This window comes from Streptomyces sp. 8P21H-1 (assembly GCF_013302945.1).
In genome coordinates this window covers 1-3,935 of the sequence record NZ_JABTYA010000076.1, presented here as the reverse complement: position 1 = coordinate 3,935, position 3,935 = coordinate 1, and the positions used below count along the sequence as shown (strand labels likewise).

2 protein-coding genes are annotated in these 3,935 nt (G+C 69.4%); both read right to left on the bottom strand.

What is annotated here, in order from left to right; all coding sequences use genetic code 11:
* Nucleotides 1-130 precede the first annotated feature (130 nt).
* Entirely contained in the window at nt 131-316 is a 186-nt protein-coding gene (locus HO151_RS01520; protein ID WP_007266501.1) for a DUF6104 family protein, read from the bottom strand.
* A 153-nt stretch (nt 317-469) separates the two neighbouring features.
* On the bottom strand, nt 470-3,935 hold a 3,466-nt coding region (locus HO151_RS01515), incomplete at its 5' end, for a multifunctional oxoglutarate decarboxylase/oxoglutarate dehydrogenase thiamine pyrophosphate-binding subunit/dihydrolipoyllysine-residue succinyltransferase subunit (protein WP_173894333.1).

Genomic DNA, 3,935 nt, shown 5'->3' with positions numbered 1-3,935 from the left:
CCGCAGCCGCAGCCGCAGCCGCAGCCGCAGCCGCAGCCGCACGACTGCCCGCCCCGCGCCTGACGCCCCGCGCCCGACGTCCCACGCCTTGGGACGGGCCTTGGGACGGGCCTTGGGACGGCCGTCCCGCCTACTCGTCGTCCTCGTCCTCGTCGTCCAGGCGGGCCAGCCAGGTCGCCAGGCGCTCCACCGGTACCTCGAAGTCCGGATTGAGGTCGACGAACGTCCGCAGCTGCTCGGCGAGCCACTCGAAAGTGACCTCCTCCTCGCCGCGCCGCTTCTCCAGCTCTTCGATACCGCGGTCGGTGAAGTACATGCGCAGTGCTCCGTGTGCTCCGTCGTTCTCGCCGAAAGTCTGTACAGCAGGATAGGCGGAACGTATCCGCGGTTCCGCTCCGCACCCGGGACGGCCGAAGGGCCCGCCCCGAGCCGAAGCTCGGGACGGGCCCTTCGTGCGGGCGTCCGACGCCTACGCGTCGAACACCTCGCGCACCAGCTGCTCCTGCTCCGCCTGGTGGCGCTTGGCGGAGCCCACCGCCGGGGACGAGCTCGCCGGGCGCGAGATGCGCCGCAGCCGCTCGCCGTGCGGGACGTCCGCGCCGACGGCCAGGTCCAGGTGGTCGATGAGGTTCAGGGCGATGAACGGCCATGCGCCCTGGTTCGCCGGCTCCTCCTGGGCCCACAGGTACTTCTCGGCGTTCGGGTACTTGGCGATCTCCGCCTGGAGCTCGGCACCCGGCAGGGGGTACAGGCGCTCGATGCGGATGACGGCCGTGTCCGTGATGCCGCGCTTCTTCCGCTCACCGTCGAGGTCGTAGTAGACCTTGCCCGCCGTGAAGACGACCTTCTTGACGGCTGCCGGGTCGACCGAGTCGTCGCCGATGACCGGGCGGAAGCCGCCCGTCGTGAACTCCTCCGCCTTCGACGCGGCCGCCTTGAGGCGGAGCATCGACTTCGGGGTGAAGACCACCAGCGGCTTGTGGTGCGGGTTGTGCACCTGCCACCGCAGGAGGTGGAAGTAGTTCGACGGGAGGGTCGGCATGGCGACCGTCATGTTGTTCTGCGCGCACAGCTGGAGGAACCGCTCCGGACGCGCGGACGAGTGGTCCGGGCCCTGGCCCTCGTAGCCGTGCGGGAGGAGCAGCGTGACGCCCGACGTCTGGCCCCACTTCTGCTCCGCCGACGAGATGAACTCGTCCACCACCGTCTGGGCGCCGTTGACGAAGTCGCCGAACTGCGCCTCCCACATCACGAGGGACTCGGGGCGCGCCAGTGAGTAGCCGTACTCGAAGCCCATCGCCGCATACTCGGACAGGAGCGAGTCGTAGCAGTTGTAGCGGGCCTGCTCCTCGGAGAGGTACTGCAGCGGGGTGAAGTCCTCGCCGGTCTCCCGGTCGATGAGCACCGCGTGGCGCTGGCCGAACGTGCCGCGGCGGGAGTCCTGGCCCGAGAGGCGCACCGGGGTGCCCTCCAGCAGCAGGGAGCCGATCGCGAGCGTCTCGCCCATGCCCCAGTCGATCGTGCCGTCCTCGACCATCGCCGCGCGGCGCTGCAGCTGGGGCAGCAGACGCGGGTGGACGGTGACCCGGTCGGGGATGTTGACCTGGGACTCGGCGATCCGCTTGACGACCTCCTGGGAGACGGCCGTGGTGACCGCCACCGGGAACTCGGGCTTCACGTCCGGGGTGTGCGACTCGCCCGGCGCGGAGGCGGCCTCGCGGACCTCCGTGAAGACCTTCTCCAGCTGGCCCTGGTAGTCCTGCAGGGCCTGCTCGGCCTCCTCCAGGGTGATGTCGCCCCGGCCGATCAGGGACTCGGTGTAGAGCTTGCGCACCGAGCGCTTCTTGTCGATCAGGTCGTACATCAGCGGCTGGGTGAACGCCGGGTTGTCGGACTCGTTGTGACCGCGGCGGCGGTAGCAGATGAGGTCGATCACCACGTCCTTGTTGAACGCCTGGCGGAACTCGAAGGCCAGCCGCGCGACGCGGACGACGGCCTCGGGGTCGTCGCCGTTCACGTGGAAGATCGGCGCCTCGATCATGCGGGCCACGTCGGTGGCGTACATGGAGGAGCGCGAGGACTCGGGAGCCGCGGTGAAGCCGACCTGGTTGTTGATGACCACGTGGACCGTGCCGCCGGTGCGGTAGCCGCGCAGCTGCGACATGTTCAGGGTCTCGGCCACCACGCCCTGGCCCGCGAAGGCCGCGTCGCCGTGCAGGGCGACCGGCAGGACGGTGAAGTCCGTGCCGCCCTTGTTGATGATGTCCTGCTTGGCGCGGGCGATGCCCTCCAGGATCGGGTCGACCGCCTCCAGGTGCGAGGGGTTCGCGGCCAGCGAGACCTTGATCTGCTCGCCGTCCAGGCCCGTGAAGACGCCCTCGGCGCCCAGGTGGTACTTGACGTCGCCGGAGCCGTGCATCGACTTCGGGTCGAGGTTGCCCTCGAACTCGCGGAAGATCTGCGCGTACGACTTGCCGACGATGTTCGCGAGGACGTTCAGGCGGCCGCGGTGGGCCATGCCGATGACGACCTCGTCGAGACGGGACTCGGCGGCGGAGTCGAGCACCGCGTCGAGCAGCGGGATGACGGACTCGCCGCCCTCCAGGGAGAAGCGCTTCTGGCCGACGTACTTCGTCTGCAGGAAGGTCTCGAACGCCTCCGCGGCGTTCAGCCGGCGCAGGATGCGCAGCTGCTCCTCGCGCTCGGGCTTGCTGTGCGGGCGCTCGATGCGGTCCTGGATCCACCGGCGCTGCTTCGGGTCCTGGATGTGCATGAACTCGACGCCGGTGGTGCGGCAGTACGAGTCGCGCAGCACACCGAGGATGTCGCGCAGCTTCATCAGGGACTTGCCCGCGAAACCGCCGACCGCGAACTCGCGCTCCAGGTCCCACAGGGTGAGCCCGTGCTCGGTGATGTCCAGGTCGGGGTGCTTGCGCTGCTTGTACTCCAGCGGGTCGGTGTCGGCCATGACGTGGCCGCGCACCCGGTAGGAGTGGATCAGCTCGAAGACCCGGGCGGCCTTGGTGACGTCGTCGTCGTGCGAGACGTCGATGTCCTTGAGCCAGCGGACCGGCTCGTACGGGATGCGCAGGGCCTCGAAGATCTCGTCGTAGAAGCCGTTCTCGCCGAGCAGGTAGTTCGCGACGACGCGCAGGAACTCGCCGGACGCGGCGCCCTGGATGACCCGGTGGTCGTAGGTCGACGTGAGCGTCATGACCTTCGAGATGCCGAGCTTGTTCAGGGTGTCCTGGGACGTGCCCTGGAACTCCGCCGGGTAGTCCATCGAGCCGACGCCCATGATGACCGACTGACCGGGCATCAGACGCGGGACCGAGTGGACGGTGCCGAGGCCGCCGGGGTTGGTCAGCGAGACCGTGACGCCCGAGAAGTCGGCCATCGTCAGCTTGCCGTCACGGGCCCGGCGGACGATGTCCTCGTAGGCCTGCCAGAACTCGAAGAAGTTCAGCGTCTCGGCCTTCTTGATGCCCGCGACGACCAGCTGGCGGTCGCCGTTGGGCTTCACCAGGTCGATGGCGAGGCCGAAGTTGACGTGCGCCGGCTTGACCAGGGTCGGCTTGCCGTCCTTCTCCGTGAAGGAGTAGTTCATCGACGGCATGGCCTTGATGGCCTGCACCATCGCGTAGCCGATGAGGTGGGTGAAGGAGATCTTCCCGCCCCGGGCGCGCTTCAGGTGGTTGTTGATGACGATGCGGTTGTCGAAGAGCAGCTTCACCGGGACCGCGCGCACGGACGTGGCCGTGGGGACCTCGACGGAGGCGTTCATGTTCTTCGCGACCGCGGCGCCCGGACCGCGCAGCGTCACGTACTCGGGCTCGTCGGAGGACGCACCGGCCTCCGACGCGGGGGCGGGCGCGGCCTTGGCCGTCGCCGCGGCCGGCTTGGCCGGGGCGGGCTTCGCCGGGGCGGCGGCCGGA

Coding starts and splice junctions, on each gene's coding strand:
- HO151_RS01520 (WP_007266501.1), bottom strand. CDS start 316: ATGTACTTCACCGACCGCGGTATCGAAGAGCTGGAGAAGCGGCGCGGC.